Source organism: Sphingobacterium sp. UBA5789 (assembly GCF_002418355.1).
Lineage (GTDB): Bacteria > Bacteroidota > Bacteroidia > Sphingobacteriales > Sphingobacteriaceae > Sphingobacterium.
In genome coordinates this window covers 884,744-908,516 of the sequence record NZ_DIDX01000001.1, presented here as the reverse complement: position 1 = coordinate 908,516, position 23,773 = coordinate 884,744, and the positions used below count along the sequence as shown (strand labels likewise).

General features: G+C 39.0%; 12 protein-coding genes. 11 read left to right on the top strand and 1 reads right to left on the bottom strand.

The window, feature by feature from the left end; translation table 11 throughout:
• The first annotated feature begins 79 nt into the window (after positions 1 to 79).
• Positions 80 to 1,279 (top strand): ROK family protein, encoded by a 1,200-nt coding sequence (locus tag B4B65_RS03910; RefSeq protein ID WP_293913499.1) that lies wholly within the window; start codon positions 80 to 82, stop codon positions 1,277 to 1,279.
• A 252-nt stretch (positions 1,280 to 1,531) separates the two neighbouring features.
• On the opposite strand, the gene B4B65_RS03905 is transcribed toward B4B65_RS03910, so the two are convergent.
• On the bottom strand, positions 1,532 to 3,676 hold the full coding sequence (locus tag B4B65_RS03905; protein WP_293913497.1) for a S8 family serine peptidase: 2,145 nt from the start codon (positions 3,674 to 3,676) through the stop codon (positions 1,532 to 1,534).
• Positions 3,677 to 4,122: 446 nt separating this feature from the next.
• On the opposite strand from B4B65_RS03905, the gene B4B65_RS03900 reads away from it, so the two are divergent.
• The 10 genes from B4B65_RS03900 (at position 4,123) to B4B65_RS03855 (ending at position 23,648) form a co-directional block, all read left to right on the top strand.
• Complete coding sequence (locus tag B4B65_RS03900; RefSeq protein ID WP_293913495.1) at positions 4,123 to 5,322, top strand: ROK family protein; 1,200 nt, start codon at positions 4,123 to 4,125, stop codon at positions 5,320 to 5,322.
• 13 nt (positions 5,323 to 5,335) lie between these two features.
• Positions 5,336 to 8,668, top strand: a complete 3,333-nt coding sequence (locus B4B65_RS03895) for a SusC/RagA family TonB-linked outer membrane protein (protein WP_293913493.1) — start codon at positions 5,336 to 5,338, stop codon at positions 8,666 to 8,668.
• Positions 8,669 to 8,679: 11 nt separating this feature from the next.
• The gene (locus B4B65_RS03890) at positions 8,680 to 10,257 is read left to right on the top strand and encodes a SusD/RagB family nutrient-binding outer membrane lipoprotein (protein WP_293913491.1); all 1,578 of its coding nucleotides are present in this window, start codon (positions 8,680 to 8,682) and stop codon (positions 10,255 to 10,257) included.
• 233 nt (positions 10,258 to 10,490) lie between these two features.
• Positions 10,491 to 11,696 (top strand): ROK family protein, encoded by a 1,206-nt coding sequence (locus B4B65_RS03885; RefSeq protein WP_293913489.1) that lies wholly within the window; start codon positions 10,491 to 10,493, stop codon positions 11,694 to 11,696.
• Complete coding sequence (locus B4B65_RS03880) at positions 11,693 to 14,917, top strand: SusC/RagA family TonB-linked outer membrane protein (protein WP_293913487.1); 3,225 nt, start codon at positions 11,693 to 11,695, stop codon at positions 14,915 to 14,917. The genes B4B65_RS03885 and B4B65_RS03880 overlap by 4 nt, the downstream gene beginning before the upstream one ends.
• A gap of 19 nt (positions 14,918 to 14,936) precedes the next feature.
• The gene (locus B4B65_RS03875) at positions 14,937 to 16,517 is read left to right on the top strand and encodes a SusD/RagB family nutrient-binding outer membrane lipoprotein (protein ID WP_236582400.1); all 1,581 of its coding nucleotides are present in this window, start codon (positions 14,937 to 14,939) and stop codon (positions 16,515 to 16,517) included.
• A 105-nt stretch (positions 16,518 to 16,622) separates the two neighbouring features.
• On the top strand, positions 16,623 to 18,056 hold the full coding sequence (locus B4B65_RS03870; RefSeq protein WP_293913484.1) for an alpha-L-fucosidase: 1,434 nt from the start codon (positions 16,623 to 16,625) through the stop codon (positions 18,054 to 18,056).
• A 64-nt stretch (positions 18,057 to 18,120) separates the two neighbouring features.
• Positions 18,121 to 20,787 (top strand): glycoside hydrolase family 3 N-terminal domain-containing protein, encoded by a 2,667-nt coding sequence (locus B4B65_RS03865; RefSeq protein ID WP_293913482.1) that lies wholly within the window; start codon positions 18,121 to 18,123, stop codon positions 20,785 to 20,787.
• A 3-nt stretch (positions 20,788 to 20,790) separates the two neighbouring features.
• Positions 20,791 to 21,819 carry a sialidase family protein gene (locus B4B65_RS03860; RefSeq protein ID WP_293913480.1) on the top strand — a complete coding sequence of 343 codons (1,029 nt, stop codon included), beginning with the start codon at positions 20,791 to 20,793 and terminating at the stop codon, positions 21,817 to 21,819.
• A gap of 44 nt (positions 21,820 to 21,863) precedes the next feature.
• Positions 21,864 to 23,648 carry an alpha-L-fucosidase gene (locus B4B65_RS03855; RefSeq protein ID WP_293913478.1) on the top strand — a complete coding sequence of 595 codons (1,785 nt, stop codon included), beginning with the start codon at positions 21,864 to 21,866 and terminating at the stop codon, positions 23,646 to 23,648.
• Positions 23,649 to 23,773: the final 125 nt, after the last annotated feature.

Here is a 23,773-nt window from a genome sequence, read left to right as displayed (position 1 = left end):
AAAAGATTTTGAAGTTAAAAAATATTTGTATTAACTTTATCTTAATCACAACATAGTAAACTAACTACATTAACCTAAAATGGACAAATCAAACTTAAGCCACAAAGAGCTTATAATAAACATATTATACTACAATAAAGCTCATTCCATTGCAGAACTGAGTGCTAAGACAAAAAAAAGCATCCCCAGTATAAGCAAAATTATTAACGAACTTTATTATGATCAGTTAATTATAGACGATGGCCTGGCTCCCAGTACTGGAGGGCGCAGACCTACCCGATACAGCATTAATCCGAACCTGAACAAATTCATTCTTTCCGTAGCAGTGGATCAACATTACATTCGGACCGTAATCTACAATATGTCTAATGAAGAGCAAATCCCAATTCTTACAACTGAAAATAACTTAAACAACGCAGACCTCACTTTCCAAAATATTGTTGAATCAATAGAAAAAACACTTAATCATGGGAATTACAATCAGCATAATATTCTAGGCATCGGAATAAGTATGCCGGGCTTTGTTGATAATATACTTGGCACCAATGGTTCATACGCAGATAAAAATGAGAATTTATTCCATATCAAACGTAATATCGAGCATAAGTTCCAGATACCTACATTTTTAGAAAATGATTCATCGGCAATAGCAATAGCAGAGCAATATTTTGGTAAAGCCAAAGACACGTCACATTCACTCATTATAAATATTGGATGGGGTGTAGGATTGGGAATTATTGTTGACAACAAATTATTCAGAGGATACAGCGGGTATGCCGGAGAATTTAGCCATATTCCATTATCTGACAGCAACAAGCTATGCTCTTGTGGAAAAAGAGGATGTTTAGAAGTCGAAGCGTCCCTGTCCGCTGCAGTGGAATTTGCAGAAGAAAAACTTAAAAGCGGAGAGAAATCTATATTAGCACATCAACTGACCAATGACAAACCTGGAAACAGTCATTTATTAATTCAATCCTCCCTCGAAGGTGATCAACTGGCAATTTCAGCACTGGCTAAGTCCGGTTATATGCTTGGCAAAGGAATAGCAACACTTATACATATTTTAAATCCGGAAAAAATTATCCTAAGCGGTAGGGGTTCACAGGCCGGATCTATTCTGATGCCGCAAATCCAAACCGCCATTAATGAATTCTGTATTCCCAAAATAGCACAAAAGACAACCATTACTATATCAAATATGACAGACAGGGCGCAGTTGATAGGTTCAGCTTGTATAGTTCTGGAATACTCACTCGAAAAGCTTGTAAGTACAAATTGACAATCATTTAATTCAGATCATTAATATTATATATCACCAATACATTCTAACTTGGATTTTAGTAAAAAAACACTATAGATCACAATTTGGCACACCCACCATCAATTTAAGATAGTAGTCTCAAATTATAAACCTAAATACACATAATTAATTTTCATAATACTAAAATTAGAACGACTATTTATTATTTTACATAAATAATTAAAGATAAATTGCAATAGAAACACACAAACTTATATTATTACCTAACAGCTACTGCTTATACACAGTAGTGCTCTTCCAATTAGTCCAAACACCACATTTATTTTTCACTCTTGCCGAAATTGTATATGTACCGCTTCCAAAAAATTGTATTGTCACACCAGTATTATTTGATATTGGACAAGATATCTGACCTTCATAATTAATAATCGCATTAGCAGGAGAAACAATCCATTCTCCATCAATTGCATCTGTACATCTACGAGGAAATAAAGCAACAAAATTCATGAAAGGAAACGAACCTGGACCAATAGTCGAGGACTCTTTCCAGATTTCATCTAAAACTGTCACTCCTCCAACATTAATTGCCTTCTTAACTATGTAACTCCCACCAGCTTGACTAACAATTGCCCTTAGCACCACACTACTATTTCCCCAAACATTAAGGGTTGCATTCGCTCCTGTTCCGGAAACATTTGCTCCTGAACCAATCACAGACCAACTAACACTTGCCCCTGAAGGAACAAAACTTAGAGAATACGTATCAGACGAACACACATCAGCTGGGCCATTAATAGTCGGAATAACCCTTTTTAACGCTCCCTCTGCATTCAATCTCCCATATCCAAATGTATTATCAAATCCGCTAGCCCCCATATCAGTTGCACTCATCTGTAGATGCGATCTTACCTGAGATTCAGTGAGATTAGGACTTACAGAAAGCATAAGAGCAGCTACTCCTGCAACCTGTGGACAAGCAGCAGATGTGCCGCCAAAAATAGACGTATAATTATCGTTACTGTAACCCCAACTACCAACTCTATCTGTCGTGTATACATCACCACTCAGATTTACATTGCCAGAAGGAGCTACCAAATCCATTTCAGGTCCACGTTGGCTATAATTCCAGATATTTCCATTTTTATCTATTGCCCCCACTGTTAAGACACCATTTACACTTGAAGGGAATGATACTCCGCTTACATAAGGATTATTATTACCTGATGCAAATACAACAATAGCGCCTAAGCCGTTTCTGCCGTTTGTACGTGCATTCGTAATCTCGCTGATAATATCATTGTTGGACACGCCTCCTCCCCAGGAATTACTTAACACATCCGCATTTCCAAGATCCGGTCTCCATGCCCAATTAATTGCTGTCGCAATTTCCGAAGAAGTAACAGCTCCACTGTCATATATATTTGCAGGAGTATAGGGGAATATATTCACAGGTAATATTAATGAATTGGGAGCAATACCTTTTATGCCATCGTTGTCATCCTGAGCCGCCGCAATAATACCGGCAGAAGCGACTCCATGTCCTTTACTCGGATGATTTAATGGAGCCCCTAATGTATTGTTGCTCCCAGCAGTAAAACCACTAAGCAATCTGTTGCCGAACTCAGGATGCGCCTCCACGCCATCATCAATGACTGCAACACGAACATTTCTACCTAATGTAATATCCCATGCTTCAGGAGCATTAATATCTATATTATATATACCTCCTGTTTGTCCCATGTTATTTAGATAGTATTGATTAGGGTAATAGTCCACATACCTTTCTATTAATTGTACAAAATCTGGATTACTCCACTCCACGGCTTCATTTTCATGTATATAATTTGCAATCTTACATGTATTAACCGGAGCAATAGCTTTAAAGATTTCAGCACCATAAGGAGTTGTTGAAATATAGTTCAAATTATGTTTTTTAGCAAACCCAATCAAATCCTGGTTACTCATTTTTTGCTTGAACTTTACTGAAATCCGATCAGTGATAAATGCTGCTCCTTTACTATTAGGTACTTTAATCGATGGATAATAGCTTTTAATATTTAGCGTTCCACGTTTTTGTAACAAATCCGATTTTGCATCCCCTTGAACGATAACTTGTATAGTACTATCGTTCTCTACACGTAAAGTTTTAGAATTTTGAAGGGATCTTGATAGTTGAGGAAGGTTCGTTATCCTATCTCTTATTTGTACTAACAGCAAAGTTGTGTCATAAGTGAAGTAGTGTTTTTCATTACCTGACCAATAATACATTTCATTATTAGATTGTGCTAGTAATTGTAACAAATTTTTATCATTTAAAACATCATTTTTTAAATGATCTTTTTTACAACTAAAAAGCATTATAGAAAAGCCCATGACTACCAGCAGAGACTTAATAGCATAATTTTTCCTTTTCATAAACCAATAATTTAGGTAAAAAATTCATCAAAGCTCCAAACTAAAACTGAGCATAAAATAAAATTAATAAAAAAATATAAAAAAGAAAAAATAAATTTATCTTAGGTTAATTTAAATCAATAGTCAAATTTAAAAAACCTTCAAAATAACAAAAATACACAATACTTACATTTTATTATTTTGAAATTACAAAACAGCATTTGAGCCATGAAATGATTACTCCATAGCTCAAACCTGAAATATACTTATTAAAGTACAAATTCAATTTAACAATGAGCATGGATTGATAATCTATTCATCTTAATATTTCCTTCCAAAAAATGTTATATACATTTATTAAAAAATTAAAATACTTTTTATTTTTTTTTAAAAAGATTTTGAAGTTACAATTTCTTTATATTAACTTTATTCAAATATTACAAACCAGTTAATAACCCTAAGTCAAAATGGAAAAGACCAATTACGGACTTAAAGAGCTTATTATAAGCTTATTATATTATGAAAAATCGTATTCTATTGCCGATCTCAGTTTATTAATTGGCAAAAGCATTCCGAGTACTACAAAAATTATTAATGAACTAGCTGATTACAACCTCATTATAGAAGATGGTTTAGCTCCTTCTACAGGAGGCCGCAGACCTATAAAGTATACCATAAATTCGAATCTAAATAAATTTATACTTTCTGTAGCTATTGACCAGCATTATTCCACAGCTGTAATCTATGATCTTTCCAATGAAGAGCGCACACCTGTATTTACTATAGAAAATCATCTGGACAACCACGATGAAGTCTTTGATAATATTGTTGGCCTTATGGAAAAGACGCTGCAACATGGAGAATTTAATCAAAATAATATTCTGGGAATAGGCATCAGTATGCCTGGTTTTGTGGACAACAAACAAGGGACAAACGGATCTTATAAAGATAAAAACCCAAAATTGTATCATATTAAGCGCGAAATAGAAAACCGCTTTCAGCTTCCCACTTTTATTGAGAATGACTCCACTGCGATTGCCATAGCCGAACAGAATTTTGGAAAAGCCAGAAATATCTCCCATTCCCTCATCATTAATATTGGATGGGGCGTCGGATTGGGAATAATAGTGGATAATAAACTGTTCAGAGGATACAGCGGTTATGCCGGAGAATTCAGTCATATTCCCCTTTCAGACAGCAACAAACTATGTTCATGTGGAAAGAAAGGCTGTCTGGAAGTAGAAGCATCGTTATCTGCTGCTGTTGAATTTGCAGAAGAGAGACTGCAAAATGGTGAAAAATCCAAATTAGCAAATCATTTGACCAATGATCGGTTAGAGAGCAGTAATTCCCTTATACAATCAGCCCTTAACGGAGACCAGCTTGCTATTTCAGCACTCACCAAGTCCGGCTATATGCTTGGAAAAGGAGTAGCCACTCTCATCCACATTATGAATCCGGAAAAGATTATCCTAAGCGGTCGCGGATCTCAGGCTGGTCAGATTCTGATGCCTCAGATACAAACTGCAATCAATGAATTCTGTATACCAAGAATAGCGCAAAAAACAAGTGTAGAGATATCCGATCTGAAAAACAAGGCACAATTGATAGGTTCTGCCTGTATCGTATTGGAATATTCACTATCCAAATTTGTAAACCTTAATTAATCATCAATAAAACATGAAACAATTCTATCAAACATGTTGCACAATCATGCTGCTATCGATCTTCTCGATAACAAGCGTATTTGCACAGCAGACCGTTACAGGAAAGGTAACGGATGCAAGTGGAAATGTTCCCGGAGTAACAGTTTCCGTAAAAGGAACTTCCCGTGGAACACAAACAGCAGCGGACGGAAGTTATTCCATTCAGGCTGCACAAGGAGAGACCTTGCGTTTCTCCATGGTTGGTTACACTTCACAAGAAATTGCAGTGGGGTCAACTAAAACGATTAATGTAACTTTACAAACAGACGAAGGAGCATTAGAAGAAGTCGTAATTACAGCGATGGGCATCAAAAGAGCTCCAAAAGAGCTTGGTTATGCCATGAGCACAGTTGATTCCAAAGAACTGACTAAAACCGGTTCACCTAACTTTGCTGGAGCCTTATATGGTAAAGCTCCCGGAGTAAGAATCTCTGCAGCACCAGGTGGAGCAACTTCAGGTATCAACATCAACATTCGTGGTACCAACTCCATTACCGGAAATTCTCAGCCTCTGGTTATTATTGACGGGGTACCGATGCGTCAAACAACTTTTAACAACTCTGACTACTGGGGTGATCAACGCGCAAGAGGTAATGGTTTGGAAGATTTAAACCCTGAAGATATTGAATCTATCAGCGTTCTAAAAGGAGCTTCTGCAGCGGCACTATATGGCTCCGAAGCGATGAACGGGGTAGTATTAGTGACGACAAAGTCAGGTAAAGGCGGTAAAGGTTTTGCGATTGATTTCAATGCAACTTACACACATGATCAAATTGCATATTTACCACGCTTTCAAGACGTAAGAGGTCCAGGATATACGACCGCATATCAGAATGATGGTCAGGCAGATGATATGTTTTATTATTACCCTAATAGTAGCGCTATCAACGGAGTAAACAGAGGTTTGTTAGCTGCAACAGTAAATTTCGGTCCAAAATTCGACGGAAAAGATGTAATCTCATGGGATGGACAAGTAAGACCTTATGTCGCACAAAATGCGTATAATAAATTATTTAATAATCCGAATAATACAATCTTCAATTTAGCCCTTAGCAACACCACTGAAAACTCTAACACCAGATTTTCCGTTACACGTCAGGATAATCAGATGACTTCTTTAGACTCTTATAATAAGAAAAATATAGCGAATTTAAATTCAACTATTAAGCTTTGGGACAAACTGACTACGGATGTAGTTGTAAACTATGTAAATCAACATACCCATAACAGACCTTTTCTAACGGATCGTCTGATAAACAACTTTACCGGTATGATCTCGACGTTTGATAATCCGGAGTGGTATCTGAATAAATATCAAACCAGTTTAGGATACAAATATGTTGTACAATCTGCTGATGCACAAAGTTTAACCCCAGATGAAAACATCAGATACAACGGTGCTAAAACAGATGTATTAGATTATATCTGGAATACCAAAGCAAAACAATATGATGAGTATTCTAATCGTATAATTGGTTCCGTCACGAACACTTATCAGATTACCAGTGATTTATCCGTAAGAGCCAGATTTTCTGCTGATATGACCTCTGTGAAAACAGAAGACAAAGAGCCGAATGCTGTTCCCCTTCAATTTAATAATAGCGGATATTTCGGGTTGGGCAATCAGAATGCGAACATCTACTACACCGATCTACTAGCAACTTACAACAAACAAATCAATAAAGATATCAAATTGGGTGTAATGGCCGGTTATACTGCAACTAAAAGTCAGGATACCTATGTACAAAGAGAGACAGCAGGTGGTCTTAGTGTACGCAACTGGTATGACATCAATGCTTCAGTAAATACTATTGGTGGTAATACACGTTACAATTATCGCAGAAATATGTTGAGAGATGCATTATTTGGGACATTAAACTTCAACCTGAAAGAATTCTGGTTTGTAGAAGGAACATTACGTCGTGAGATTATTTCTACTATGCACCCAGACAGAAATGTATTGTACTATCCTTCTGTTAATTCAAGTTTAATCTTAAGTGAAGCATTCCAACTCCCTGAAATATTTAATTATGCAAAATTAAGAGGATCATGGGGTGTTGTAGGTAATTATCCAGGCATCTATCAAAGTGCTTTAAGTTATACTCAACAAAGCTTAGGCGTTCAGACTCCAAATGGTGCTTCGGTTATTTATAATAATGTTCCGACAACAGGATTTGGAAATGAGAACATTAAGCCGGAGAGAAAAAAAGAGATCGAATTCGGTTTAGAAACCCGTTTACTGAACAATCGTTTAGGGTTTGACATTACCTATTACAATGGTCTAATTCAAGATCAGATTCTGGATTATACACTTCCTATTTCAATGGGAGCGAGCTCTATCGTAGCAAATGTCGGAACTTTACGCAATAAAGGTTGGGAGTTTGCAATAACAGGGACTCCTGTTCAACACGAAAACTTCAAATGGAATACGATTTTGAATTTTTCTATGAACAAAAATATAGTAGAAGAATTACCAGGTGGTGTTCAGGAATTACTACACAGAGATTATGACGGTGCTGCTGCACAATTGGTATCTAAAGTCGGTCAACCTATGGGAGATATTATGGTTCACCCTATCAAGACAGATGCTAGTGGCAATAAAATTGTTCAGGAAAATGGTATTTATCAATTAGATGCTGATAAGTGGATTAAAGCAGGAAATGCAATGCCAAAAGCTGTCGGAGGTTTTATTAACACATTTACATATAAAAACTTCACTTTAGATGCTTTGATTGACTTTCGTTGGGGTGGTCATGCTATGCCTACCGGTATCAACTGGATGACCAGCAGAGGATTGACAGAAGAGAGTTTAACAGCAATGGATGCAGAAAACGGTGGACTAAGTTACTATAGAGTAGGAACACAAGGTATTGCAACGAACTCTGCAACCGGCCCCAATGGTGAAAAAGTTTATCATGATGGTATGTTGATGGACGGGGTATTAGCTGATGGAAGCCGTAATAATAATATCATTTCTCAAGCTACTTACTACAACCAGACTTACAACTGGGGTGGTCCTCAATATTCTAACTCCAGATATGAATTGTATGTGCAGAAAAATAATTATATCAAAATGCGCGAGATATCATTAGGTTATAGAATTCCTGCACATCTGGCATCTAAACTCAGAGCAAAGAATGTACAGATATCAGCTTTCGGCCGTAACCTTTTCTTCTTATACAGAAGTATTAAAGACTTAGATCCGGAACAAATGACCGGAGGATCTAACTGGGTGAATAATGTGTCAAATGCAGGAACAAGTCCGGCAACTAGAACAATTGGTTTAATGCTACGTGCTAGCTTTTAAAAACAGATAATATGAAACGATATTTTTTAATAATGGGGCTAGGCTTTGCTTCATTAATATATACTAGCTCCTGTAAAAAGAGCGATTTTGATGATGTTTATAGAGATCCGTCAAAAGTGACAGAAATTAACATTGAGCGACAGTTTACCGGAATAATATACAGCTATCGTCAATTAGTCGTGCCAGATTACAGAAATTTGTTTGTAACCCTGAGACCTACTATATTCAGATACTTACACACAACAGGCTGGATCAATGAACAGAATCACCTGTTGCCGGGAGCTGCTGCGATTGAAGACAGATGGACACGCTATTATGAAGGTCTTGCGCAGTACAGAGAATTGGAAACAGCTTATAACAAGTCTATTGATGTAGAAAAAGAAGAAAAGAAAATTTTCTTTCTGGCAGCCAAGGTATTATTCTATGATCAAACACAGCAAACTGTAGACTTACATGGAGATATTCCATGGAGTAAGGCAGGGATGCTGAGTACAAATAATAGTGATTATCAAAATTCTTACCCGGCTTATGACAAAGCAGAGGATATCTACAAAACAATGTTAGATGATCTGAAAGTAATAAGCACTTCACTTAATAGTATAACATTAAGTAAATCTATTCAGGAAAAATTCAAAACACAGGATCTTGTAAACAACGGAGATGTAACGCTATGGAAAAAATACTGTAACTCCCTTCGTCTACGCTTACTGACAAGAGTATCCGAAAGCCCGACCTTCGCTTCCCGTGCTACTCAGGAAATAGCGGAGATTATTAACGATCAAACTACATATCCACTTATCTTAACAAATAGTGATAATGCACAGGTTGACATCTTCAATCTAGATGATAATAATATCAACACTAAAGGTATTAAAGATGCGTTTGAAGCTACTGGATGGTATGCAAATATGGCGAGTAAGGCAATGATTGATCATATGGTCGGCAAAAGTGACCCGCGTTTACCTTTCTTCTTTGAGGCCGGATCTGATGGTCAATTCAGAGGTTTGGATCAATCATTAACAAGCGGGGCCCAATCTGATTTAGCAAGAGGAGGCACTATCTCCATTTTCAATCGTTCTACGTTTTCACGCAATCAGTATTTCCCTGGAATTTTATTTTCTGCCACTGAAACAAATCTTTTGCTGGCGGAATATTACCAGAAAAATGGAAATTCCGGATCTGCTAAAACTGCGTTTGAAAACAGTGTAAAGGAATCTGTAGATCTTTACCGCGCTATCAGAAGCAAAAGTAATGATAATACAGTAGCAGCTCCAGCCACCCCTACTCCTGCACAGATCAATACGTATATAACAAACCTGAACTGGGATGGTGCAAGTAATAAAATAGAATTAATTGCTACTCAGAAATGGTTACATTTCAATGTTCTTCAGACAGTTCAAGCATGGTCAGAAGCAAGAAGATTTGACTATCCAACATTTAGTTTTGTTGTGCAAAATTCGGATATTCAAAAAACCGTACCTGTCAAATTTAACCTGCCTCCATCAGAAAGCGTCTACAATTCTGCTAACTATGAGGCTGTAAAAGCTCAGGACAATGTAAACACAAAACTCTTCTGGGACGTTAAGTAACAGATAGTTAATGAATTTTTAAAAGGAGAGCAATTATGCTCTCCTTTTTCTTTTATATACTATCCCGCGACCAATCTACTTAATAAAATAGCATATCCTTTTCAAGAAAACATATTAAATAAAAATCTATTTTACAGCAATACTTATTGTTAAATTTTAAAAAGTATTTGAAGTTTATATCTTTTTAACATACCTTTAACGCCAAATCTATATTATTTTAACAATTAATGGATATGGAAAAGACCGTTTTAGGCCTTAAAGAATTGCTTTTGAATCTGCTTTATTTCAATAGTACCTACACTATTGCGGAATTAAGCGGACTGACCAACAAGAGTATTCCCAGCATTTCAAAGATTGTTAATGAATTGCTGGAAGACGGATTACTTGTCGAGGATGGCCTCGCCCCTTCTACCGGAGGACGAAGAGCAATCCATTATGCCCTAAACGCAAAATTAAATTGTTACATTCTTACCGTTGCCATAGATCAACATTATACTTCCGTCATTGTCTACGATCTGCATAATAAGGAATTAACTCCCGTCCATACAATTGAAAATCATCTTGATCATCCGGAAGCAGCTTTTAACAACATTGTCAATCTGATTAATGATTTGCTCACAAAACATCATTTGTCTGCAGATAATATCCTTGGGATTGGTGTAAGTATGCCGGGATTTGTCGATAATGTATCCGGAACAAATGGATCTTTCAAAGATTTTCAACTGTTCAATATTAAGAAAGAGTTTGAACGGGTATTTGCTATCCCCACTTTTATAGAGAATGATTCTACTGCTATTGCTATAGCAGAGCAGAATTTTGGAAAAGCAAAAGAAATCTCCCATGCCCTGATTATCAATGTAGGCTGGGGAGTCGGTCTGGGAATCATAGTGGACAACAAATTATTCAGAGGTTTTAGTGGATATGCCGGTGAATTCAGCCATATTCCCTTATCAAAAAGTAATAAAATGTGCTCCTGTGGTAAGACCGGCTGTCTCGAGGTAGAAGCTTCCCTGTCTGCAGCAGTAGCGTATCTCGAAGAGAGACTTACAGCCGGTGAAAAATCCGTACTTCAATACGAGGATTCTCAAAATCAGCTTCAAAAAGCACAACTTCTTATCAATGCTGCGCTGAGCGGAGACCAGTTGGCTATATCAGCATTAAATAAGTCGGCATACATGCTAGGTAAAGGAATCGCAACCCTGATCCACATTATGAATCCACAGAAGATAATTATCAGCGGCAGAGGTGCTGAGGCAGGAAAAATTCTGATGCCGCAGATTCAGACTGCAATTCATGAATTTTGTATACCTAAAATATCCAATAAAACAGTTCTCGAGATTTCAGACATGAAAAATGCACAGCTTATCGGCACCGCATCTATCGTATTCGAATATTCACTTACCAAATTTGCAAACCTTAATAAATCATTAATAAAATGAAACAAATCTATCAATCATGTTGCATGATAGTAATGGTCTCGATCCTGTCGGTGACTAATCTATTTGCACAACAAAATGTTACAGGAAAAGTAACAGATGCACAAGGAGCCGTTCCCGGAGTAACCGTATCTGTAAAAGGTACCGCCCGTGGTACACAGACCGGTACAGACGGAAGCTACAGCATTCAGGCCAATGCAGGTGAAACTATTCGTTTCTCTATCGTAGGCTATACTGCACAGGAATTTACGGTGTCCGCAGCTAAAACGATTAATGTAATTTTAAAAGAGGATGCCGGAGCATTGGAGGAAGTCGTTGTTACAGCGATGGGTATCAAAAGAGAGGCTAAAGCATTAGGTTACGCTGTTTCCAACATCAAAGCTGATGAAATTACAAAAGCAGGAAATACTAACTTCGGATCAGCACTATATGGTAAAGCTCCGGGTGTGAAAATTACAACCGCTCCGGGTGGTGCCTCAAGTGCTGTAAACGTACAAATACGTGGTATCAACTCCCTGAATTATCAAAGACAACCGCTGTACGTTGTAGACGGTATCGTAATCAGAAATGATCAGCAAAACGGAAGCTCAGGTGCCAATAACAATAATTACTGGGGTGATCAGCGTATCAGAGGTAACGGTATGCTTGACATCAATCCTGCTGATATCGACAACATCTCTATCTTAAAAGGAGCTGCTGCAAGTGCACTGTATGGATCGGATGCGGCGAGTGGTGTTATTGTTATTACTACAAAGAAAGGAACAAAAGGCAAAGGATTAGGTATTGATTTCAATTACAATGGATCTATCGAAAGAGCGGCTTTCTTACCTAAATTCCAGAATGAATATGGTCCGGGTTATGATGCAGGAACTAACACTGCAAATGGTGCATCAGCGGAAGGATGGATTCCTGCAGCAGATTCTCCATCAGGAAGACGCCCATACTTCCGTGCATACGGTAACTTTGGACCGAAATTCACAGGTGAGGAAGTGATGTGGTGGGATGGACAGGTACGTACCTATTCTGCAAGACCAAACAACTACTATGATGTATTTGATAAAGGTTACAACTCCAATATCAATGTGGGTATCTCTAACCAGACAGACAATATCAATTACAGATTGAGTGCTACCCGTATGGACTATAAGAGTACAAGTCCGGGCAGTAAGCAAAATAAAAACACATTCAACTTAAACAGTTCAATTAAATTAAGTGACAAATTATCTACAGACATTGTAGCTAACTACATTAACACGAATACGCACAACCGTTCTCATTTATTAGGACAGGTTTTGAGTTCATTTGACGGATTCTTTAGCAGAACTGAGGATATGTCTGCATTAAAAAATGCATATGAAACTGCAGACGGATATAAATATTCAAGATTCGGAACAGGAAGACCGGGAGACTTAAAATATACCATCCGTCCATACAATCTGATGGACTACTTCTGGACACAGTACAAAAACAACTACGATGAGACAGAAAACCGTCTCTTGACAAGTGCTACATTAAACTGGGATGTCATCAAAAACCTAAGATTCCGTGGAAGAATTGGTAATGACTTAACTTCTGCTACCAGTCGGTACGAACAGTACAATGAGTATCCTACAGCCTATAATTCGACTACAGAAAGTACTGGTGGTTATACGACGACAAAAGGAATCTATTCTATTCTGTACGGAGATGCCATGTTAACCTATTCCAACAAGATCAGCGAAGATTTTGATTACTCTGCCAGCGTGGGTTTCCAATCCCGTTCAGAAAAATATGATGACCAGTCATCCGGCACAAATGCAGGTTTGGTTACTGAAAACTGGTTCAGTCTGAGCAACAGTTATGCCATTCCTAACACTTCTAATTTAAGAAAGGAAATGTTAAAGTATGCATACTTCGGATCATTGAATATTGGCTATAAAGGTTACCTGTACCTGGACGGAACATACAGATCAGAGTATTCCTCTACCCTACCTGTACAGAATAATAATTACAAGTACGGTTCAGTCAGTGGAAGTTTTATCTTTTCGGATGCTTTCAATCTGACAAATGATACATTCAGCTATGGTAAACTAAGAGCTTCATACGGTATCGTAGGTAATGATGCAGGTATTTATCTGGCAAATATTGCTTACAACCAGACGTCATTACAAACTATCAACGGATCCGTTCCTTCTCTGACTTACGGAAATTCATATGGTAACTTAAACCTGAAACCAGAGCGTAAGTACGAAACAGAATTCGGGGTAGAGTTGAAATTCCTGAGAAACAGACTTGGATTGGATGCAAGTTACTACACCAACCGCATCGAGGATCAGATCCTTCCGTTAGCAGCGCCTGCTTCATCCGGAGCAACTTCTCAGGTACTGAACGTCGGAGAAATTGCTAATAACGGGGTTGAGATCTCGCTGTCAGGCACACCTATTCAGAATGAGGTATTTACCTGGACATCCCGTATCAACTACGCTTTCAACCAGTCCAAAGTTAAATCATTGGCAGAAGGGGTAGACGAACTAGTATTCTATGATTCTGATCAAAGTTCATTGAGAATTGTAGCCAGACCTGGTGAAAAATTAGGAAATATCTATGTATATCCTTTGGCAACAGATGCAAACGGTAATAACCTCATCACAGACGAAGGTTATTATGTAGTTGACAAGACACAGTACAAAAATGTAGGCAACATTCTTCCTAAAGCAATAGGCGGATGGACCAATACATTTACATACAAAAACTTTATGCTGGATTTCACAGCGGATTATCGTTTTGGCGGAAAAATGGTTTCTCAGAACCTGAAATACGGTATGAGTGCCGGTCAGTATGAAAACACACTTCCGTACAGAGATGGTGGTGTAACACTTCAGGGAGTAAACGAAAAAACAGGTGCACCTAACACGGTCAACCTGAGTGCGGCCGAGTATTATATGAATACTTTCGGTTGGGGAGCTGATTCATGGAATGAAAAAGGTGCGGTATATGACAACAGCTTTATCAAACTAAGAGAGCTTTCCATCGGATATAAAATTCCGGATGCATTCACAAGCAAGCTTAAAATCAACAATCTTCGTGTGTCTCTGATCGGAAGAAACTTATTCTATTTCTACAGAACATTAGAAAACCTGGATCCGGAATCTCCTGTTGGAAATCAATGGTGGTCACAAGGAGTAGACGTTGGTTCTACAGCAGCTACACGTAGCTTCGGATTCTCTTTGAATGCTAATTTCTAATCAATCAATCCTTTACAAAATGAAAAAATCACTATTATATATTTTATTTTCAGGACTTACCCTTCTATCCTTCACCGGATGTAAGAAAGATCTGGAAGATAAATTTCAGAACCCAGATGCCTCTACACAGCCAAACATTCCGGCTTTTTTCACGGATATGCTCAATAATGACCGGGTAAGACCATCTTACTGGCATTACAGAACATTCATCCTTTCTAATCAGGCAATATATACACAGACTGCATCCTTCTATCCGTCTAATACAATGTATCAGCCAAATGACGGATATGCATATAATTACTGGACAGATTTCTATGCACCAGGTGTATTAGGTATCTATCGCTCAATGGAAGTAGCCTATGCAAATCTTCCCGAGACAGAAAGAGCAACGAAAGAAGTATTCCTGAATGCAGGTAAAGTTGTTCTATTTGATGAAGCATCAAAAATGATTGATAACTTCGGTGATATTCCTTTCAGTGAAGCAGGTAGTTTACCAACAAACAGTACCATCATCAAACCAAAATTTGATGATCAGAAAGAGTTGTACTATTCGTTTATCGACGAACTGAAAGCACTGAACCTTTATTTTGAAAAAGCCAGCACAAATGCCGATTTTTCAAAGTATGACATTCTGAATAGCGGAAACATCCAGAAATGGAGAAAATACACCAATTCATTACGTCTTCGTCTGTTAATGAGAATTTCTAATGTGGATGAAACAAAAGCCAGAACAGAGATTATGGAAATGCTGGGCAATGCGACTCTATATCCGTTAGTTGACGGATCTGCTAATCCAAATTACTCTCCGAAGGCAGATGATATCTTATTGTATCCATTGACCAACAACACAACCAGTCTGAGACAGGCCTTATTAGAAGGACCGAATCACTATGCAACGGACTATATGTTGAATAAAGTGATGCTCCCTTCAAATGACCCGAGAATCCCTGTGTTTTATGATAAATTCGGTAGAACAGTAGATGGAAAATTTGTACAAAACAAAGAGTACAAAGCAATGCCTATTGAGTTTACATCAACAGATATGGAAAACAACTTTCAGGATTATGCAGTGCTGGACTCTGCTACATTCTTTGATAACGTATCCACTCCGGGTATTGTGATCAATGCTTCAGAAGTCAATTTCATCAAAGCGGAGGCGCACCTGAGATGGGGTAACGAGGCAGATGCAAAGACGGCTTACGACCTGGGAGTTAAACAATCCATTACGTTCTATTACTACCTTAATAATCTGAATACTTCCGGATTAAAAACAGAACAAAAACCAACAGAAGAAATTATCTCTGAATTTGTGGATAATTCTGCAGCAGCCTTTACCGGAGATGCAACAAAGAAATTAGAACTTATTATCACGCAAAAATGGTTACATTTCGGTTATTTACAGGCACAGCAAGCCTGGTCTGAATACAGAAGAACTGAACTGCCAAAACTGACATTCCAGACGGCAGGTCTTGTTAACTATGCTAATCCTCCAAAAAGATTAACATATCCAAGTACTGAAGTTTCAAACAACAATGTAAACTATCAGGCTGTTAAAAGTAAAGATACCAGAGACACGAAGATATTCTGGGATATTAAGTAATAAATCTATTTCAATTCATAAAAAAGCTGCCAATTGGCAGCTTTTTTTGTTAAAAATCAGTATTTTTAAAGTTGATAAAAAATCACCTCTAAGCATTTATATGAAATGAAATTACGTACACTATTATTAACCGCTTTCCTGAGCAGTAAATTGCTAAATGGTTTCAGCCAGGAGCATAATGTATCAGCAGGATACCAACAGCCCACAGATCCACAGGTTATCCAGAATCTGGATAGCTGGCAGGACATGAAATTCGGACTTTTTATGCATTGGGGTACCTATAGCCAATGGGGTATTGTAGAGAGCTGGTCTCTATGTCCGGAAGATGAAGGATGGACACAACGTAAACCAGAACACGGATCGTCTTATTACGAATATGTGAAGAATTATGAAAATCTTCAAAAGACCTTTAATCCGACTGCCTTCAATCCTGAAAAGTGGGCCGCAGCAGCTAAAGGTGCAGGCATGAAATACGTAGTGTTTACCACCAAGCATCATGACGGATTTGCGATGTTTGATACCAAACAATCCGATTATAAAATCACAGACTCTAAAACTCCATTTTCAAGCAATCCTAAAGCTGATGTAACAAAAGAAATTTTTAACACATTCCGCAAAGACGGATTCAAGATCGGAGCTTATTTTTCTAAACCGGATTGGCATACCGAATACTACTGGTGGTCCTATTTTCCACCGAAAGACAGAAATGTAAATTACGATCCGACCAAATATCCGGAACGTTGGAAACAATACAAAGATTTCACCTTTAATCAGATTAACGAGCTGACGTCTAACTACGGAAAAGTAGATATACTCTGGCTGGACGGAGGATGGGTACGTCCATTCAAAACCATAGATCAGTCTGTTGAATGGCAGCGCACGATCAAGGTAGAGCAAGATATTGACATGGATCGGATCGGAACCATGGCTCGTAAAAATCAGCCGGGTATTATCGTAGTGGACCGGACTGTACCGGGAGCCTGGGAAAATTATGTAACGCCGGAACAGGCTATACCTGACCATAAAATGGATATTCCATGGGAGAGCTGTATCACGATGGGGAATTCGTTCAGCTATGTCCCTAATGATCAGTATAAGCCAACCAAAAAGATCGTAGAAACTTTGGTCAAAATTATATCGCGTGGTGGTAATTATTTGTTGAATATAGCGCCCGGACCGAACGGTGATTTTGATCAGGCGGCATATGACCGTTTAAAAGACTTATCAGCATGGATGCAGATTAATGAAAGTGCTGTCTTTGCAACCCGTCCTGTTGCACCTTACCATGAGGGAGATTATTATTATACTAAAAGCAAAGACAATAAAATCGTAAATGTATTTCACCTGTCTGACAACACAACCTATACCATGCCGGAAGAATTTACATTTACACTTCCCGAAAACTTCAATCCCAGATCGGTTGAAATCTTAGGTTATAAAGGCAAATTAAAATGGACGAAAACAGCAGATAAGATCACTATCAAAAAACCAAACAGCAGCCTGAATTATGCGGCCGTTATCCGTTTAGTTTCAAAATAAAAAACCCATAAGCAATTGGGTTGTCAGTCTATGCAACCCGTTGCTTTTCACCTATCAACTACTTATGAAAAAACAAACAGTTTTGCTTTCAGCAGCTTTATTACTTCAATCATTTGTAAGCTTCGGACAGCAAAAACCAATTTACAAAGATCCGGCTCAGCCTCTCGAAAAAAGAGTACAGGATCTCTTAAGCCGAATGACTCCGGAAGAAAAATTCTGGCAATGCTTTATGATTCCGGGAGATTTAGACCATGTAAGTAAAGATCAGTATAAGCACGGCATCTTCGGTTTTCAGGTGAGTGCCGGTACACAAGGCGGAGGTGCTTCAGGACAACTGTTACAGTACAACGCCAATGAAGGCGCAGAACAACTTGTACGTAAGATTAATGCTATCCAAAAATATTTCGTAGAACAGTCCCGTCTTGGGATTCCTATTATTCCGTTTGACGAGGCACTTCACGGACTCATGCGCGAAGGCGCTACAGCTTTCCCACAGGCCATAGGTCTGGCTGCTACATTTGATCCCGCTCTGATGCATGAGGTAGCAACAGCAATCGCTACCGAATCGCGCCTCCGGGGAATCAGACAGATTCTGACACCCGTTGTCAATCTGGCCAATGATGTAAGATGGGGAAGAACAGAGGAGACTTATGGTGAAGATCCTTATCTCAGCTCATTAATGGGTGTCGCTTTTGTGAGCGCTTTCGAAAAACAGGATATTATTACGACACCTAAACACTTTCTGGCCAATGTCGGAGATGGAGGACGTGACTCCTACCCTATTTTCTGGAATAAACGCTTTTTAGAAGAAACACATCTGGTCCCTTTTAAAAAAGCATTTCAGCAGGGAAAAAGCCGTTCAGTAATGACAGCTTACAACCTGATCGACGGCCGTCCTTCCACAGCAAGTAAGTGGTTATTGACAGATAAACTGAAAGGCGAATGGAAATTTGATGGATTTATTATCTCGGATGCCAGCGCAGTTGGTGGATCTACCGTATTGCATTACACTGCCAAAGATTATCCGGATGCATCAGCACAAGCTATCAATGCAGGATTAGATGTCATTTTCCAGACAGAATACGATCATTACAAACTGTTCATGCCTCCCTTTCTGGACGGAAGAATTTCCAAAACCCGTATTGATGATGCTGTGTCACGCGTATTGAAAGCTAAATTTGAACTGGGTCTTTTTGAACAACCTTATGTCAGCGAAAAAGATATTCAAAAATTAGTACAACAAATCAACAACAAACCTATTGCACAGCAAGCCGCTGAAGGATCTTTTGTCTTGCTTCAAAATCAGCATCATACGCTTCCTGTTGATGCTTCCTATAAGAAAATCCTGGTTGTGGGAGAAGAGGCGACTGCAGCACGGCTAGGCGGATACAGCGGTCCCGGCAATGGTAAAGTCAGTATACTGCAAGGGATACAGGAGTATGGCAAAGGAAAAGGACTCGATATCCAATATGCCAAGGGTATTACTATGAAACTGCTTTCCACGAGTGTTGTGGCTCCTTCTTACCTGACTTCGGGAAATATTAAAGGACTTAAAGGCGAGTATTTTAACAATGCATCCGTATCAGGAATACCAGCATTCACCCGTACAGATGAAAAAATAGACTTTAGCTGGACATTAGGTTCTCCGGATGACAAACAGCTTAAAATGGATCAATACAGCATCCGCTGGACAGGTCAGATCAGTTCTCCTTCCTCCGGTACATATGAAATCGGATTAAAAGGAAATGATGGCTACCGTCTCTATGTGGACAATAAGCTGATCGTAGATAAGTGGAAAAAAGAAAGTTACTCGACCACCACAGCTCCGTTTACATTTGAAAAAGGTAAAAGCTACCCTATCCGCGTAGAGTTTCGCGAAATGCGTGGCAATGCCCATATTGAATTAGTGTGGAATTACGGATTGCCGGATTACAAAAAAGATTATGACGAAGCATTAGCGAAAGCAAAAGAAGCGGATTATATTATTGTCACCACCGGAATACACGAAGGTGAATTTCAGGATCGTGCTCTTCTAAATCTGGAGGGTAATCAGGAACAATTTATTCAGGAAGTATCTTTATTAAATAAACCGACAACGGTAGTCCTTGTCGGTGGTTCTGCAATTAAGACGACTGCCTGGAAGGATAAAGTAGGTGCTATCCTTAATGTATGGTATCCGGGTGAAGAAGGAGGTCATGCAGTAGCTAATACCTTATTCGGGAAGGTAAGCCCTTCGGGTAAACTGCCGATAACGTACCCCGTTCATGAAGGTCAGTTGCCGTTGGTATACAATCATCATCCGACAGGACGTGGTGATGATTACCATCACCTGAGCGGTGAGCCTCTGTATCCTTTTGGTTTCGGACTCAGTTACAGTACATTTGATTTTACAAATCTCACTTTGGAAACTCCTGCAGTCTCAAATAAGGAACTTATTCGTTTTTCGGTAGATGTAACCAATACCGGGAATATAGATGCTGCTGAAGTAACACAGGTATATGTAAGAGATCTGCTCAGTTCTGTATCCCGGCCGATACTGGAACTCAAAGCATTCAAAAAGGAATTTATAAAGGCCGGAGAAACAAAGAAGATACATTTCACTTTGGACCCTCAGGAGCTGGCTTTCTTTGATGAACAGATGAACTGGACAACTGAACCCGGAGAATACCGGATACTTATTGGCAATTCGTCTAAAAATCTTCCTTTAAAAGCTACAGTTTCTATCCGATAAGTTATGAACAGATTTATTTTATACTGTGGAGTTCTCCTGTTATTCGGTTCCTGTAAAAGTATACAGCCGACAGTGGTGAAAACAGGTTTTCTATTTGAAGAAAACAGATATTTTGCACAATGTCATGCTTCTACTCTCGCAGAAACAGCTTCCGGGGAGATTCTGGCCTCCTGGTTCGGAGGCACACACGAAGGAAATAAAGATGTGGCCATCTGGAGTTCAGCATTCGATGGCCAGAAATGGTCCGTTCCTAAACAGATAGCTGATGGAATCAGTAATGACACCGTACAATATGCCTGTTGGAATCCTGTACTATTTAAAGCGAAAGAAGACAATACCCTGTATCTCTATTATAAAGTAGGACCGAATCCACGTGAATGGTGGGGTGCAGTAAAGACTTCAGCAGATAATGGCAAGACGTGGTCATCGGCCAGTCTGTTGCCAAAGGGTATTTTAGGCCCGATTAAAAATAAGCCATTGGAACTCTCCAATGGCATTATTCTGTCTCCATCCAGTGTGGAGGTCACTGAAGACCGCTGGATAGGTCATGTGGAGCGCAGCGATGATCAGCAGAAGTCATGGGCCAGTTATCCTATTGATCATAACTCCCCGTTCAACATTATTCAACCCAGTATCGTACAGCATGCTGATGGAAGGCTTCAGGTACTTTGCCGCAGCAAGGAAGGGTTTGTTATGACTTCATGGTCTTCGGATGAAGGGAAAAACTGGTCTGCATTATCCAAAACAAATCTGATCAATCCCAATTCAGCTACAGATGCTATCCGCATCAAAAATGGTTTCCTGATTGTTTATAATCCTGACATTCCGGGAAAAGACTGGTGGGAAGGCAGAGCCAAACTCAGAGTTGCCTATTCAAAAGATGGTATCACCTGGAAAGATATTCTGGTATTGGAAGACGAGGATAAAGGAGAATTTAGTTACCCTACGATTATACAGGATACTAAAGGCCTGGTGCATATTACGTATACATACAACCGTAGGAATATTAAACATATTATCTTAAAAATCTGATATGAATTAACTAAATTTAAATCTTAATCCTAATCCCCGATCTGATGAAAAAAATATTTCTTATCCTTTTCATATTTATAGGCTTATCGTTTAGCTCCTTTGCCCAGCTCAGTCCGGAAAAGCGGACAGAATGGTTCAAGCAGGACCGGTTTGGAATGTTTATTCATTGGGGACTTTACAGTGCTGCAGAAGGTTTATGGAAGGGAGAAAAACTCCGTTATGTAAATAATTATGCCGAATGGATCCGGTACCGCAACCGAATCTCCAAAGAGGAATACGGTACACTTGCTACCCGGTTTGACTGGGATAAGATCAACCCGGAACAGTGGGTGTTACTGGCAAAAGAAGCCGGAATGAAGTACATCATTATCACCACCAAACACCACGACGGAGTAGCCATATGGGATACTAAAATAGGTGATTACAGCCTGCCTAAACTTAGCGGAAGCAAGCGCGATGTCATCAAAGAACTGGCAGATGCCTGTCGTAAACATGGTATGAAACTGGGGTTTTATTATTCACACTGGATTGACTGGGAACATCCATATGCCTGGAATCATATGCAGGAATTGACCGGACGTGTTACAGATGCGCAATTCAATCAGTACTGGCAGGAAAAAGCTTTACCTCAGTTAAGAGAACTACTCACCAATTACGGGGATATCGCGATTATGTGGTTTGACATGTGGATACCGTATCAAAAAACTATTTTCAAAAAAGAGCAGCTGGATCAGGCTATTGCTTTAATACGTGAGCTTCAGCCCGATTGTCTTATCAATTCCCGACTTGGGCTACCTGCTTCGGACCCGAATATTGATTTTGAAACATTGGGAGATAATCAGTTCGGAACAGCCTATACAACTCACCCCTGGGAAACTCCGGGTACTATAGCACATTCCTGGGGATACAATGCACAGGAAAATGAATGGAAATCTACAACGCAGTTGTTCAATTCCCTGATCGGCAATGTCAGCATGAATGGAGATTTCACACTGAATATCGGTCCCCGTGCTGATGGAACAGTTCCTTATGAGAGCATAAGCCGCCTCCGTGATTTAGGAAACTGGCTGACAAAAAACGGAGAAGCATTATATGGCAATACAGGTCTGGAGCTCCGTACAGATCAGCATGACTGGGGCAAACTGACAACCAAAATGGTTAACGGCAAACAAATGGTCTATGCTCATGTCTTTAACTGGCCTTTGGATCATATTCTCCGTGTCAGTGGCATCAGTTCAACCCCTTCTGGTGTAGAATTGTGGAAAGAAGATGGCAGCAAAGAAAAGTTAGCATTCGATCAGACAGGGCCTTTGATCCACGTGAAATTACCTTCTTCTCAAAGTAATCCTTTTGTTTCTGTTGTCGCTTTTGAATTTCCTCAGGCAGTTACATTAGAAAAGGATATTGCAGGTGAGTCGACATTCGGAGGATTTTCATTAAACAGCATCAATACGATCAATAAGGATTTTAAAGTAGTCCGTTATGATGGTCTCAAACCTACTCATCTGATCGTTGATCAACCTAAAGAAATCCGCTGGAAAGTATATATTCCAAAAGCAGGAACGTATTCAGTAGCCGTCTCCGCTCATAACCCGAATAAAGAAAACGTGGAAATTAAAGTAACTGAAGGAAACCATCAACTGGAAGGAAAAATTGCCCCAACCGGTAAAATGGTTGCCGAACCAAACGAAAATAACTATGTGGATGAATTTGTAGACACCAGTATCGGAACACTTCAATTTTCAAACGCCGGAGCCTATGAAATCCGATTTCAAATCAAAGGAAACAAACCTCTATGGCTAAACAGAATCTGGCTGGAAGAGAAGTAAAATATCTTTAAAAAAAAGGCGATGCCCCGAATGTTAACATTCGGGGCATCGCCTTTTTTATCCTAACTTATCTCAAAATCTCGTTAAGTAAGCGATATACTTTAGCAGTTCGTTTATCTCATAAC